Origin of the sequence: Nitrosococcus oceani ATCC 19707 (assembly GCF_000012805.1) — a bacterium.
Taxonomy (GTDB): domain Bacteria; phylum Pseudomonadota; class Gammaproteobacteria; order Nitrosococcales; family Nitrosococcaceae; genus Nitrosococcus; species Nitrosococcus oceani.
Genome location: NC_007484.1, coordinates 567928 through 580090 on the forward strand (window position 1 = coordinate 567928; position 12163 = coordinate 580090).

The following is a 12163-nucleotide window of genomic DNA, read 5'->3' on the forward strand; positions in this document are numbered from 1 at the left end:
ACGTTTGTTCCGCAGGCTGCGCCCGCTCTAAAAACGCTGCTCAACTCCCCGATTAGTCCTTAAGCTGTTTGTAGGAGCCCAGATGGCCTTCTATGATGAATTGAACGACGAGAGCAACTTCGTTGCTTCATTTACAAGTAATTCGAAGGGAGACTTTGGCGTTTTCGCCAAGGGATACCGGCTCGGCGCGGAGCGGCTCGCCGAATCTCTTACCAGTGCGCACAGGTTTGCAGACTATGAGGCGTATCCGGTCGTCTTCTTATATCGGCACGCCCTTGAGCTTTCGCTCAAACATATTATTTACAGCGCTGCCCTGATTAGCGCATTTCAATTCTCCCCTAGTGCAGACGGCCGTCTTAAGAACGATCATCGTCTCCCGCCCTTAGCATCAGGAGTCGCTCAAGTGTTAGAGCTTCTGTTCCCAAAGGAAGGCTCCCTTGGGCTGCTGATGCGCGAAATCTCTGAAATCTGCGATGATTGGCGCAATCTTGATCCGCATTCTTATGCGTACCGCTATCCGATCGACATTCAAGGTAAACCTTCGACGAGGCAACACCAAGTCGTAAATCTTCGAAGCCTTGCTTTCCGTATGTCTACGGTCCTTGAATCATTGGAGACCGTTCACTTCGGCCTCAACATAGAGACTGATAAGGCACAGGAGATCTATGAGACAGTTCAGCAGATTATTGTGTCTATATCGCATCCCACTGACACTGAAAGTGAAGGCTAACAAGGGCATACAGGCGACGGCAAACAGCATCCGCTCGTTCCCCGCTCCCGCTGTCTGCCATTCCTGGTACTTATCGTTAGGTTTCTTGGTAACCAAGACTCTTTTTTGAGGGTTGTAATGAGATGATCCAGAACGTAAGGTAGATACTGCCAGCCGATATCGTATTCGCATACGACTTCTCTGTATTCTCTCCGGCAATCAAATGACGAATGGCGCTATGCTTTCATGGACGATGACGAGTTTCGAGAATCGCTGAAAGGAGACCCTGTACAGGCGGCGGAAATCTATTGGAAGGAAATGCTGTATAGGGCGCACATCGTTTGTTTGGTATCAGCGTTCAAAACACTGCGTTGGATCGAAGCACTCGATTCAACTTTCGAGAACTACTATGGTTTTTGCACGTCGTTGCGCGGGCTAATTGAATCTTGTTCCGACGCATTCTATACCCTGCGGTCAACTCCGCTAACGCTAGCGCGAGACTTCTTTGTGATAAAGGAGCAGATCAACCGACGGTCTGGTGTGATTACGCTTCATGAGAATCTTGAAGGGCTGTTACTTCATTATATCCAGGCGACAAGACTGAGTCCGTCTCAAAAGAGGCAATATCCTGACTCGTTCAGCGCAAAATCCGTCAGGGACTATTTGTCCACGATGGATAATGAGAAACTGGATCATTTATATCAATGGCTGTGTGGTATTGCGCACCCCGCATACGAATCCACAAGGATCTTCCTTTTTTGTTATGAAGGGCAAACTATTGTATGCAACGATAGTTACGAGATGGAAAGAGTGTTGATCAGGGATATTCTACAAGCCTATGCACCTGCGCTTACAAAAATGATACGGACTTACATGAATAACCTGATTTCTATATTTATGTTGCTAAACGAGTTCGAAATCGAAAACATCGTTACCACGGTAGATAATGAGTCAGAGTTCAAGGAAACAGCGATATGGGCAGAAGTTCAACAATACATATACGAGTCGGAGTTTCTGTATCGACATGGTCACTACGAACAAAAAACATAACAATGGGTTCAGTTCATAATAATGAACTTGTGTGAAGTAGAGGTTGGGTAAACTATGACTGTGAACTACAGAGATAGAATAACATTGGAACCGGGTAAGAGGTCCGGGAAGCCATGCGTAAGGGGTCTTCGGATAATGGTTTACGATGTGTTGGGGTCCTCGCCTCAGGAATGAGCGTTGATGAAATCCTTGCTGATTTCCCGGACTTGGAGCGGGAAGATATACTGGCTTGTTTAGCCTATGCGGCCGATCCGCGCCATAGCATTGTTCCCAAGTCAGCATAGAAGATCCTGCTGGATCAAAATTTATCGCCGAAACTATGCGATAGACTGGCTCCTGATTATGAAGCAATTCACGTCCGTAATATTGGTACGGGTTCAGCGAGTGATGTCGAAATATGGAATTATGCGGCGAAAAATAACTACTCTATAGTTGCTAAGAATGAAGTTTTTAACGGCTTGTCACAAGTAAAGGGATTTCCTCCGCATGTTATATGGGTGCGATTGGATAATTTTTCTACAAATAATGTCTTGAATATGTTAAAGAATAATCATTCGGCTATAGTTCAGATAATTGAGAGTGCTGAAGCCAGTATAATAAGGCAAGCGACGGCTGCCGGGAACAGCCAAGCGAGACTTAGCCGTAAACTCTAAAATGTTTATCTAAAGGAGCCATCTACTCTATATGCCACAATTCCTGCTAGGTCTCGCGTTATTCTTCGGCATGCATTCTATATCCATCGTAGCCTTGCCGCTACGTGATCAATTGGCGGCAAAAAGCGAAATCGGATGGAAAATACTGTATGGCAGTGTCTCTCTCATTGGGATTATTCTCATATCAAGGGGTTACGTGGACCTAAGACAGGCACCCACTTTACTTTACGTATCACCTATTTGGTTGCATCATGTAGTTACCATTCTTTTGCTGCCAACATTCATTCTTTTTCTTGCGCCATACTTTCCTGGGCGAATTAATAACACTGTAAAACATCCGCAGCTTGTCGCTGTGATGATTTGGGCCGTGGCGCACTTATTGGTAAACGGCACGTTAGCCGACCTATTGTTGTTCGGGTCGTTCTTGCTGTGGGCCATCGTAGATCGTATCTCGATGATGAATCGAGCTACCCGCTCAGTACCCAGTGTGCCTCAATCGAAAGCAAACGACATTATCGTGGTTGTGGTTGGCTTGGCTGTATATGCGGCAATCGTTTTCTGGCTTCATGAAACGCTGCTAGGCGTGAAGCCGCTCATCTAGGTACTTTGCCAAATTGGAACCATTCCGGTCCGGGGTACTACCCAATTTCGACCCGACAGGCGCGAAAATAGGTTTAGCATTTTTTCTTAAGGAGAAAACAATGTCAGAAACTGTAAGTAATATTCTCATAGAAGCCATTAACGATGAGTACAAGGCACGTGCAACATATCGCCATGTCATTCGTAAGTTCGGTGAAATACGCCCCTTCATTAATATCGTAGAAGCGGAAAGCCGACATATCGAAGCATTGTTACCTTTGTTTCATAAATATGGTGTTGCTGTTCCAGGAGATAATTGGGCTTCACGAATTGAAGCGCCTTTATCTGTTCTGGAAGCCTGTCAGATAGGAGTCGAAGCGGAAATCGAAAACGCAAACATGTACGATAGGTTGCTTGAATCGACAGCAGATTATCCAGACGTTCGGAGGGTGCTCGTCCAATTACAAAGAGCATCAATTGATAATCACCTTCCTGCTTTTCGCCGATGCGTTGAAAGAGGCGGAAGTCCGGGGCAAGGTTGGCAACACGGCCATCGCCACGATGCCTGAGGACAACTAAAAAATCATCGGCGGTGATGACATGGCATGATAGCTCGGTCCAGTGTCAGTTTATGGCAACCGGCTGCTACTCGCGTCGGAATTTGTCAAAGCAACGCCTATGTTAGCATTCGATCAACCGAACAGTTCTTTTAACTGGAGGGGTCTTACCTTTGCGATGACAGGCTGGTGGGAGGCTGGGAAGTAATAAGGCGCGCGGAGGTTGCTACCCAGGTGAGAGTCTTGCGTGCTAAGTCGTGGCTAGCCCGAAGCACTTGTCGGGGGGGAATGGCCGAGGCAATGGCTAGCCTGGAAACGTGGTAGCAAGCAACCGGTCCAATACTACATTGAAATCAAAAGGAGCTGATCATGTCGTCACATTCCGGGGTTCAGGTAAAGTTAGCGGACGTTCATCTCTGTTGCCAAGGCTGCGTGGATGCGGTTAATACCGCGCTCATGAGCGTGGATGGCGTAGATTCTGGTTGCGACAGGGAGAAGGGGACCGTGACGTTCACAGCCAACGACGCCACCACGGCTCGGATGGCGCTTGATGCGCTTGCTGCTGCTGGCTTTTATGGCAAATCCGACAATACTCAACTGACGATGCGGGCCGTGGGCGACCTTCCCGAGGGCAAGGTTAATAGTCTGAAGGTCTCAGGTATCCATAATTGTTGTGCGCCGTGCTGCGAGGCGATTAAAGGAGCAATCGCGACTGTGGACGGCGTATCGGGTGACACGGCTAAACCGAGGGCGACGACCTTTGAGGTCACTGGCAATTTCTCTGCCGCCGCTCTCATAAAGGCATTCAACGCCGCCGGCTTCAGCGCGCGGGTCGAATAATGAATAGCTGCATGCGCGGGTAGAGGTGTCTCGCTGCTTACTGTCGGAGCAAGTGCGGCCAACCAGATCTCACCACGGATCACCACACCAGATGCTTATCATTTTCATTGACAAATTCGGACCAAACTAAGTCATCGCCTCCCACGCCAGCTAATTTTAGACTGGCTTCTGCCATATGATCGGGAAAGTGCCAGGTAGCCGTATAATGGCTGATATAGAGTTGTTAGGGTTAGGAAAAGACAATGGCATACACGCTTCTCAAGTTCGTCCATTTACTTGGAGCTATCCTCATCGGAGCGGGTTTGATCGGCGTGTGGATGTCCGATCTGAGATCACGACAGCTTCGTGAGCTTAATGTGTTTGCAGAGGCTGTTCGAAATATAGCGGTGTTCTACGATGGGGTGGTGGTACCGGGAGCCTTGCTTCTTTTGATCTCTGGTAGCTGGATGATCGTTAAATTTTACGGCGGTTGGGATTTTGTGAAGATTTCCTGGCTGCTCGGGATGGTAGTACTTTTCGCCTTCGAATTTATTGAAGAAAATACGGTGACCCGTCTCTATTTCATGCGGCTGCGGTGGGTCACCAGAGATGCACTACAGAGGGGTGCGATTACGTCGGAACTCGAGAAGGTTCGAGGCGAAGGTATTCCTACATTTACGCATTTTCTTGATTTGCCCATTCTCTTTCTGATAGTGGCGCTCGGCGTTATCAGACCCGCAAGCTGGACACTATTCATTGTCGGCGGTATTTTTGCTATTGCTATCGCAACGGCACTGACGTTGTATATCCCGAAATTATACCCATGGGGTGAAGAAGCAAAAGAAGCGCCCTAATAAATTTATCAAGACTGAAGCGGAAAGGCGCACTGACGCTTTTACGTATGGTGGGTGTGGGGCGAGGAGTTTTACTGACCCCCGTCCTATCTTCAGATTTATAGATGAGAAGAAAGAAGGTAAGAGGCGGCAGTCCATTGCCACTAAATAATATCCATTTAAATTTAATAATTTTGGTAGGCGTTGAACGGTTTTGACTGGCCTGCTTCATTAAATTGAAGAACATGGAAAGGATCTTTTCTTGCCCCCATTTCCATGCCTGGCGTGCCTACTGGCATGGCGGGAACCGTCAGGCCCGTTATTTTAGATTTCTCCATGAGGAGGCGTTTGATATCGTCGGCGGGAACATGGCCTTCAATGACATAACCATCGATAATGGCCGTATGGCAGGAAGCCAGCTCCCGGGGAACACCATATTGTTGCTTTAGGGTTTGCATATTGTCGGTGGTAATATCTTTAACAGTGAAGTGGTGTTGTTCCAGATGTTCGACCCATTTCTTACAGCAGCCGCAGGTAGGACTGCGATAGACCGTGATATTGGAGGGGCCGAAGTAGGAGACCTGGGCCTTGTCCCATACGCTTTCCTCAGCATGGGAAGAGATGACCGGTAAAACTAATAGCAGACCTAGGCTAAGCTGATAGATTAATCGCATTTATTTGCTCCAAAAGATAGTTTATCGGAATTCGAACCCGCAATCCCCATTGCACAAAGCGAAGAAGGGGGTGACATAGTCCGTCCAGTAGTAGGTTTCATGGATTTTCAGAAGGAAGTATGCGGAATAACCGCATTTTCTAACCCATAGACTCACCAATAAGACAACCCAAGATACGGGAAATTCCCCCTTGCCCTATAGAAAATCTCCACTGGGAACTGGGATTATGCTCCCGCCAAGCGATCGATGATTTTGAAACCGGCCACATAAGTCCCTACGGCGCTGCCGAGGGTGCTGAGTAAAAATACCAGCAGAATCCGAGTAACGCGGTTGCGCCACCAACCTTTGATATGGACGGTTTCCTGCCGGAGGCGGCTGAAATCTCCCACGGTAGGCCGGCGGAGAAATGTTTCAATCGCGGCGGTGACCATACCTGCCCCGATGGTGGGGTTTAGAGAAGTCAAAGGCGCGGCGGCGAATGCGCCTACGATGGTTAGAGGGTGAGCGCCAGCGATGAGGGCTCCCAAGGCAGCCAGGCCACCGTTGATTAAAATCCAGTCTATAATCAACTGCCAGCCCAGTTCGGGACTACGGTAAAAACCAAAGATGAAGCCAACCAACACCAGAACCACGATCAACCAGGGGATAATTTTAGGCCAACGGCTCGGGGGGGGGATCTGATCCAGTTCGGTGATAGTTTTTTTCGCGGGTGTAGCGTCGTCTTGCTCTAGGTAACGGGTCACACCCCGGAGATGTCCCGCCCCGATAACCCCTAAGAGATGACGGTATTCATTCTGATTGATTTCTTCCCGGAGGCGGGCTGCCATGTAGCGGTCCCGCTCGTCGATGAGAGGTAAGTAGAGATTTTCCGCTTCCATTGCAAACTGGGAGAAGGTCGTTTCCAGGACGTCTCCCTCCTTAAGGCGTTCTACTTCTTCTTCGCTGACTGTATCCCGGGATATTAGGCTGGCAAACAGACCGCCGATCAAATTAAAGCGTTGCCACCAAGGAACATTGCGGTAGATGCGCTTGAGGGTGGTGCCGACTTCTCGGTCGATCAACAATACGGGAAGTTTAGCACTATGGGCTGAATCGACGGCCGCGCGCATCTCCGCGCCGGGTTCGATACCAAACTGCTCGGCTATCCGTTGCTGATAAGCGCCCAAGGCCAGACTGGCTGTCACCATGGCAGCCTTGCCTTTGCGGAGTACTTCGAGCAGATCCATGCGGGAGAGGGCATTAGGGTTGATGAGGGCCTGGTAACGGCTCGGGCAGAGTTCAACCGCCACTGCATCGTAGTCCCCCGTTGCCAGCAGTGCCTTGACGTGCTCGGCACTAGCTCGCGAGACATGGGCGGTGCCCAGAAGGGTAATCTGACGATCAGCGAATTTAATGATACTCAGAGGCTGTTGCTGTTCGGTGCTATTCATCTACATAAAATAAGAATGCCAACTAGCAGGTTCGGCATAATTGCAGGTGCGCTAAAAGGGCAGGTCCGTCCGTATGGCACCATGTTGACCATACCCTTGGCGTTGTTTTGTTTTAATTGGTTTGAAGGGTGTATTTCTGCAGCCGGTAACAGAGCGTATCGCGGCTAATACCCAACAGCCGCGCGGCTTTAGCGCGATTACCCTTAGTTTTGGCGATGGCTTGGTGAATGAGCTCCATCTCTACCCGATCGAGTTCTAGACCGCTTTCTGGCAAGGTGATCAGTGGTTTTTCCCCCTTTTCTGGCGGCAGGTTTAAGTCGCCGCGGATGTTAAAGGGCAGATTCTGGGGGGTAATGATTTGGCCAGGTAACAGCACCATCATGCGCTCGCAAAAATTACGCAATTCCCGCACATTGCCGGGCCAGGAATAGAGGTTGAGAGCCCGTAAGGCAGCGGCATTAAAGCCCGCGGGCGTAAGGCCGTGGTGTTGCTGGGCAAAGACGGCGCAAAAGTGCTTTAAAAGCTTATGGATATCTCCTTCCCGTGCCCGCAAGGGCGGTATTTCCAGGGGCACCACATGGAGACGATAGTAGAGATCCTGGCGAAACCGTCCTTCCTGGATTCGTTGGTTTAGATTGCAATTGGTGGCGGCGATAACCCGCACATCGCAGTGCTGGACCCGCGTATCGCCAATGGCCTGGCATTCGCCAGATTCCAGGAAGCGGAGCAGCTTGGCCTGAACCGCGGGGGAGAGCTCGTTGACTTCATCCAGGAATACAGTGCCCCCTTCAGCAGCCCGGAAACGTCCCAAATGATCATGGACGGCGCCAGAGAAAGCGCCGCGGCGATGGCCAAAAAGTTCCGATTCGGCTAGCCCTTCCGGCAGTGCCGCACAGTTAATGGCTGCAAATGCTTTGTTTGCCCGCTGGCTCTCGGCATGAATGGCCTGTGCCAATAGCTCTTTACCTGTACCCGTCTCTCCTATAATGAGTGCGGTCACCTCTGTGGCCGCCACCATGCGCGCACTGCGCAAAAGGGCCTCGAAAGCCGGCGCTTTACCAATCAGTGAATCAAACCCATCCATCCCGTCACCTATTTATCCATTTAATTATTGATGATTCAAACGGTATATTACCCTATTTTCCGTGGCTGTATTAGCCCCTATAGAAGCCAACGGCCAGCAAGTTAACCAGGGCCATGGCGATAATGACTAAACCGGCTACGAGGCGCAGGCGATTGAGGCTAGCGAGGTGAGCCATCCAAGCGGTAAAAATGCCCGTGCTCATCACTGTTGGCAAAGTGCCCATACCAAAGGCAAGCATGGTCAAGGCACTTTGGGTTCCACTACCGGTAGTGGCGGCTACCGCAACGGCATTGTAAACCAGGCCACAGGGAAGCCAGCCCCAAATAGTACCAAAGACAAAGGCTTGCGTCCGGGTGCGAACGGGTATCAGCCGCCGCCCCAGGGGCTCTAGCCGGCGCCATAGAGGAACACCTATTCGCTCTACCACAGCAAAGCGGGGGAACCAATTAGCAAGATACAATCCCGTGCCCAACATGATAAGGGATGAAACCGCCTGCAATATATCGTGTCCTGAGACCCCGAAGACTAGAGGATGGCTGAGGGAACCCAGTAACCCCACCAGCAACCCCATTATGAATCCCATGGTAATGTAACTTGCGACTCGGCCTAAATTATAGGCAAAGACAAAAGTGAGTAATCGCTTTTTGTCGCTGCGGATTTCCCGTGGCAAGCTCAAGGTTAGCGTGCCGATGATCGCCCCGCACATGGCAACACAATGCAGTCCACTCAGCAAACCCAGCAAAAGGGCGAAGGTGAAAGAGGTGGTAAAAAGAGGATCTAAAAGTGTCACAAATAACAAAATAAATAGAAAAGTAGGGAACTTTAGGCCATATCAAAGGCCAAGCATTTATATAACCGACTCTATAATAGCAAAGCGTAGGCCAAATTATCCGTCTGGTATTCATCGTTTTTAATTTAAGGTTACATCTAACTAATTCGGTATTTAAGCGATAATACGCACCTCGTTAAATCCAGTGAAATTCGTATTTATTTGAAGTAAATAGCTTCTGGTAGATGGATTCGGAATTATCAAAAGAAGACTCGCAAGGAGCCGTTTCTAGAGGATATGGAAACCATTATTCTCTGGCGGGGACTTGTTGAGGGTTATTGATCCTGCTCCTTGACATTATTCTGTATAGGCTCAGAATTTTAACATTCGGCTCCCCCCATTCCAGAGTACAAGGGCATGCTAGAACTGGAAGCAGTTTCTAAACGCTACGGTAGTACCATCGCTTTACATACTACGGATCTGTCTATTGTCCAAGGTTGGACCACCGTTCTAATCGGCCCTAGCGGTTGCGGTAAATCTACACTGCTGCGATTAATGATAGGGCTCATTCAGCCAGATACGGGCATAATCCGTTTCGAGGGCGCCTCCCTAACCACCACTAGCATTTTAGCACAGCGCCGGGAGATGGGGTACGTGATTCAAGAGGGGGGATTGTTTCCCCATTTCACGGCGCGGGGCAATATTGTTTTGATGGCCGAGCATCTAGGATGGGATAAAGCGCGGATACACCGGCGGCTTGAGGCGCTGGTGACGCTCACCCGTTTTCCCAGCGAGGCTTTGGACCGATACCCCATCCAGCTTTCTGGCGGGCAACGTCAGCGAGTCGCTTTGATGCGTGCATTGATGCTTGATCCAAGCTTGCTATTGCTGGATGAGCCCTTAGGCGCCCTAGATCCTTTGAACCGCTATGAACTGCAAGCCGAACTGAAAGAAGTTTTTAGGTCGTTAGGTAAAACCGTGGTGATGGTGACCCACGATATGGGAGAGGCAGCTCATTTTGGTGATCACATCGTATTGCTGCAGGAAGGAAGAATCGTGCAGCAAGGGAGCATTCGAGATTTAGTGGAAAACCCTGGTGCGCCTTTCGTAGAACGCTTTATTCGTGCCCAACGTTCGCCCTTGGAGGCTTATGGAAGGCCGCACAGTGAATAAAGCAAGCCTTGCTTTGGCTTTGTGGCTGCTATTCTCGGGATGCTTGGCCGATTCCGCGGTGATCGTTGGCTCCAAGAAGTTTACGGAATCCATTCTTTTGGGTGAGCTGGTAGTTCAGCAGATACGGAGTGCGGGCGTGAACGCGATCCATCGCCGGGAACTGGGGGGATCGCGGGTTCTTTGGAACGCCTTGCTGACCGGTGAAATCGATATTTATCCTGAATATACTGGCACGCTCTATTACGAAATTTTTTCCCGGCAGGTGACCGAAGAAGCCGAACTGCGCCGCCTTTTAGTGGCCCAGGGAATTGAGATGAGCCGTCCCTTGGGATTCAATAATACGTATGCTTTGGGAATGAAAGAAGCGGTTGCCGAGCGGCTCAATATTCGTAAGATTTCAGATCTGGTTAGACATCCAGAGCTAGTGCTGGGATTTAGTAATGAGTTTATGGCCCGGGCTGACGGATGGCCGGGTCTGCGTACTCGCTATGGGTTGCCCCAACGCCAGGTCAGCGGATTGGATCATGATCTCGCTTACCGGGGACTAGCGCAGGGTTCCTTGCAGGTGATTGATCTCTACTCGACCGATGCTGAAATTGATTATTATGGATTGCGCGTACTAGAAGATGATCGTCATTACTTTCCCGACTATAAAGCCCTATTGCTTTACCGGCGTGACTTGCTGAAACAGGCGCCAGAGGCAGTGACTGCCTTACATTCTTTGGAGGGGCGCCTTGATTCGGCAAGCATGGCCGCCATGAATGCCCAGGTTAAGCTGGAGCGCGTCCCCGATTTCCAGGTAGCCGGAAATTTTCTGGAACAAACTTTTGGCCATCGCCCGCAAGCCTCTCCGGTAACCGCCTGGCAGCGTTTTTACCGCCATACCAAGGAGCACTTGGTTTTGGTCGGCATTTCCCTGACAAGCGCCATTGTTGTCGCCATCCCGCTCGGAGTTATCGCAGCCTACCGGCCCCGGCTAGGGTCGATTATCTTGAGTATAGCGGGGATTATTCAAACTATTCCCGCGCTGGCCTTGCTGGTTTTCATGATTCCTCTCCTTGGCATTGGCGGTCCGCCGGCGGTTGTGGCCTTATTCCTGTACAGTCTTTTACCCATCCTGCGCAATACCCATACCGGGTTGCATGATATTTCCCCTCAGCTTCGAGAATCGGCAGTAGCGCTGGGTCTTTCAACGGGGGCCAGGCTGCGTTTAGTGGAACTGCCCATGGCCTCCCGCGCTATTTTGGCGGGTATTAAAACCTCAGCGGTGATCAATGTGGGCACGGCTACCCTGGGTGCTTTAATCGGCGCCGGGGGATATGGGCAACCTATATTGACTGGAATTCGCTTGGATGACGTGAGTCTTATTTTGGAAGGAGCCATTCCTGCCGCCGGACTGGCCATGCTGGTGCAAGGGCTGTTTGAGTGGGCGGATCGAGCCATAGTCCCTAAAGGGCTGCGGTTGGCAGAGCGGAAAAGATAAGTATTTTAGCAAAAATTTTGAGAAAAGCACGGTTGGTTTCGCGCTGCCCTGCTCACCCGCAGGCGGGGGCAGCCGTCCCTGCAAGACGGACGGCCATTGGCGCTGTGCCCATGAAAAACACCATTATTTTGCGGGTGGGTTAGAAAAAGCCTCAAGCGGTGGGTGCCGTGCATCCGTAGAGAAGGCTGAAGTACGGCATTTCCCGTATTTCTGAGGAAAAATACGGGAAATGCCGTACTTTTATCCCTGATTCTGGGGGCTTCGTAGGTAAGTTCCTGCTTGTTTTGATAAAAAATATTTAGCATAAATTTTGCTATTTATTAAGTTTGACTGCTCAGCTTAATAAATCT

At 50.1% G+C, this 12163-nt stretch carries 13 protein-coding genes and 1 pseudogene; 10 read left to right on the forward strand and 4 right to left on the reverse strand.

The window, feature by feature from the left end; translation table 11 throughout:
- Positions 1–82: 82 nt before the first annotated feature.
- The 8 genes and pseudogenes from NOC_RS02920 to NOC_RS02950 all read left to right on the forward strand — a co-directional run bounded on the left by NOC_RS02920 (position 83) and on the right by NOC_RS02950 (position 5221).
- A complete protein-coding gene (locus tag NOC_RS02920; protein WP_011330377.1) occupies positions 83–730 on the forward strand; it encodes a hypothetical protein in 648 nt (215 codons plus the stop codon).
- 225 nt (positions 731–955) lie between these two features.
- On the forward strand, positions 956–1759 hold the full coding sequence (locus NOC_RS02925; RefSeq protein ID WP_002811888.1) for a hypothetical protein: 804 nt from the start codon (positions 956–958) through the stop codon (positions 1757–1759).
- Between the two features lie 135 nt (positions 1760–1894).
- Positions 1895–2043, forward strand: a pseudogene (locus NOC_RS18530) (DUF433 domain-containing protein).
- A 9-nt stretch (positions 2044–2052) separates the two neighbouring features.
- On the forward strand, positions 2053–2412 hold the full coding sequence (locus NOC_RS18535; protein ID WP_368730326.1) for a DUF5615 family PIN-like protein: 360 nt from the start codon (positions 2053–2055) through the stop codon (positions 2410–2412).
- Between the two features lie 31 nt (positions 2413–2443).
- Positions 2444–3013 carry an NnrU family protein gene (locus tag NOC_RS02935; RefSeq protein ID WP_011330378.1) on the forward strand — a complete coding sequence of 190 codons (570 nt, stop codon included), beginning with the start codon at positions 2444–2446 and terminating at the stop codon, positions 3011–3013.
- 100 nt (positions 3014–3113) lie between these two features.
- Entirely contained in the window at positions 3114–3560 is a 447-nt protein-coding gene (locus NOC_RS02940) for a ferritin-like domain-containing protein (protein ID WP_011330379.1), read from the forward strand.
- Between the two features lie 357 nt (positions 3561–3917).
- Positions 3918–4388: a heavy-metal-associated domain-containing protein gene (locus NOC_RS02945; protein WP_011330380.1), complete on the forward strand. Its 471-nt coding sequence runs from the start codon at positions 3918–3920 to the stop codon at positions 4386–4388.
- A gap of 242 nt (positions 4389–4630) precedes the next feature.
- Positions 4631–5221 carry a DUF2269 domain-containing protein gene (locus NOC_RS02950; protein ID WP_011330381.1) on the forward strand — a complete coding sequence of 197 codons (591 nt, stop codon included), beginning with the start codon at positions 4631–4633 and terminating at the stop codon, positions 5219–5221.
- A gap of 164 nt (positions 5222–5385) precedes the next feature.
- Here the strand turns inward: NOC_RS02950 and NOC_RS02955 are convergent, their stop codons facing one another.
- The 4 genes from NOC_RS02955 to NOC_RS02970 all read right to left on the reverse strand — a co-directional run bounded on the left by NOC_RS02955 (position 5386) and on the right by NOC_RS02970 (position 9178).
- On the reverse strand, positions 5386–5874 hold the full coding sequence (locus tag NOC_RS02955; protein ID WP_002812708.1) for a DUF411 domain-containing protein: 489 nt from the start codon (positions 5872–5874) through the stop codon (positions 5386–5388).
- A 224-nt stretch (positions 5875–6098) separates the two neighbouring features.
- Positions 6099–7304 (reverse strand): TraB/GumN family protein, encoded by a 1206-nt coding sequence (locus tag NOC_RS02960; protein WP_002814244.1) that lies wholly within the window; start codon positions 7302–7304, stop codon positions 6099–6101.
- A gap of 112 nt (positions 7305–7416) precedes the next feature.
- Positions 7417–8388 carry a sigma-54 interaction domain-containing protein gene (locus NOC_RS02965; RefSeq protein WP_002813209.1) on the reverse strand — a complete coding sequence of 324 codons (972 nt, stop codon included), beginning with the start codon at positions 8386–8388 and terminating at the stop codon, positions 7417–7419.
- 70 nt (positions 8389–8458) lie between these two features.
- A complete protein-coding gene (locus tag NOC_RS02970) occupies positions 8459–9178 on the reverse strand; it encodes a sulfite exporter TauE/SafE family protein (protein WP_011330382.1) in 720 nt (239 codons plus the stop codon).
- Between the two features lie 396 nt (positions 9179–9574).
- Here NOC_RS02970 and NOC_RS02975 point away from each other — a divergent pair, with 396 nt between their 5' ends.
- Together NOC_RS02975 and NOC_RS02980 are read left to right on the forward strand one after the other, a co-directional pair.
- The gene (locus tag NOC_RS02975; protein ID WP_002813334.1) at positions 9575–10330 is read left to right on the forward strand and encodes an ATP-binding cassette domain-containing protein; all 756 of its coding nucleotides are present in this window, start codon (positions 9575–9577) and stop codon (positions 10328–10330) included.
- Positions 10323–11813, forward strand: coding sequence for a glycine betaine ABC transporter substrate-binding protein (locus tag NOC_RS02980; protein ID WP_232420128.1), 1491 nt, complete (start codon positions 10323–10325; stop codon positions 11811–11813). The genes NOC_RS02975 and NOC_RS02980 overlap by 8 nt, the downstream gene beginning before the upstream one ends.
- Positions 11814–12163 lie beyond the last annotated feature (350 nt).

What these genes read in the sequence shown, in the direction of transcription:
- NOC_RS02965 (WP_002813209.1), bottom strand. Translation starts at nt 8,388, where the DNA reads ATGGATGGGTTTGATTCACTGATTGGTAAAGCGCCGGCTTTCGAGGCC.
- NOC_RS02945 (WP_011330380.1), top strand. Translation starts at nt 3,918, where the DNA reads ATGTCGTCACATTCCGGGGTTCAGGTAAAGTTAGCGGACGTTCATCTC.
- NOC_RS02955 (WP_002812708.1), bottom strand. Translation starts at nt 5,874, where the DNA reads ATGCGATTAATCTATCAGCTTAGCCTAGGTCTGCTATTAGTTTTACCG.
- NOC_RS02960 (WP_002814244.1), bottom strand. Translation starts at nt 7,304, where the DNA reads ATGAATAGCACCGAACAGCAACAGCCTCTGAGTATCATTAAATTCGCT.
- NOC_RS02975 (WP_002813334.1), top strand. Translation starts at nt 9,575, where the DNA reads ATGCTAGAACTGGAAGCAGTTTCTAAACGCTACGGTAGTACCATCGCT.
- NOC_RS02925 (WP_002811888.1), top strand. Translation starts at nt 956, where the DNA reads ATGGACGATGACGAGTTTCGAGAATCGCTGAAAGGAGACCCTGTACAG.
- NOC_RS02950 (WP_011330381.1), top strand. Translation starts at nt 4,631, where the DNA reads ATGGCATACACGCTTCTCAAGTTCGTCCATTTACTTGGAGCTATCCTC.
- NOC_RS02935 (WP_011330378.1), top strand. Translation starts at nt 2,444, where the DNA reads ATGCCACAATTCCTGCTAGGTCTCGCGTTATTCTTCGGCATGCATTCT.
- NOC_RS02940 (WP_011330379.1), top strand. Translation starts at nt 3,114, where the DNA reads ATGTCAGAAACTGTAAGTAATATTCTCATAGAAGCCATTAACGATGAG.
- NOC_RS02920 (WP_011330377.1), top strand. Translation starts at nt 83, where the DNA reads ATGGCCTTCTATGATGAATTGAACGACGAGAGCAACTTCGTTGCTTCA.